This window comes from Vibrio sp. YT-18, from assembly GCF_033337345.1.
Classification (GTDB): domain Bacteria; phylum Pseudomonadota; class Gammaproteobacteria; order Enterobacterales; family Vibrionaceae; genus Vibrio; species Vibrio alginolyticus.
The window spans coordinates 1-1,044 of the sequence record NZ_JAWOQO010000275.1 but is presented as its reverse complement, the minus strand read 5'-3'; the positions used below and the strand labels follow the sequence as shown (position 1 = coordinate 1,044).

General features: G+C 48.7%; 1 protein-coding gene. It reads right to left on the bottom strand.

Annotated elements, in window-relative coordinates; genetic code table 11:
* A partial coding sequence (locus R7M72_RS25940; protein ID WP_318056575.1) for a methyl-accepting chemotaxis protein occupies positions 1 to 1,044 on the bottom strand: 1,044 nt, incomplete at both ends.

Genomic DNA, 1,044 nt, shown 5'->3' with positions numbered 1-1,044 from the left:
GACCTTCCACACAGGCAGATGCGGAGTTTTGGGATGCACTTGCGGTCAATTCTGCATGACTTGCGACTTCTGCAGCGGTTGCCGACATTTCATGAATGGCCGTAGCAATTTGGTTTACGTCATTTTGTTGGTGCTCAACGCGTCCTGCCGCCATGGCTGAGAGTTCATTCGCCTGTTGTGCTTGTTCTGACAACTGCTGACTGTTTTCGACGATGTTTTTTAGCATTGATTGCATCTGAGCAAGGAACTGGTTGACGTGCGTGGCCAGTTCACCAATTTCATCCATGCGTTCAATCTCGATGCGCTGCGTCAAATCACCTTCACCTTGTGACAGTTCAGAGAGTGCATCCGACAAAGTTTGCAGTGGACGTAGTAGGCGAGTGATCACGTAAGTGCTGATGGCAGCGATGATCAAATACATCACGATTGAAGCAATGGCAGTAAAGGTCACTTGCTCCGAAACGGAGGCAAAAGCCATTTGTTTGTCTTGCACAACGCCCAGAGACCAATCGGTGTTAGGGACTTGAGCAACATAAATCAGTTGGTCGCCTTGTTTTGGCCACGTGATTGTTTCTAGCTTCGCGTGTTGTGCCAAGTTGGCCATTTTATCGCGCGTCAGTTCTGGATTTAATGTGGTGAGCGGTTTTTGGCTGAGCTTTTCATCTTTATAAGCGACGAGGTTATTGTTGCCATCCACCAAAAACGCGAAGCCGTTGTTATCCAGTTGGATATTCAATACTTCGTTGATGATGTCTGTGACGGCCAAGTCAGCGGCCAATACGCCTTGTTTGTTTTGGTTAAACGCTTTGGCAAAGCTGACCACAATACTGCCATCAAAGTCTTGGTATGGCTCGGTAATGATCAGCCCAGATTGTGCCATCGCGTCTTGATACCAAGGGCGAGTTCGAGGGTCGTAATCGGATGGCCATGATTCGCTTTTATCGCCGTAGGCAATAGCGCCGTCAGAGAACCCTGCGTAAACAGAGAGAAATTTCCCCGCGCGTTTGGTCAGCAATAACTCGCGATCTGCATCATCAGAACTGG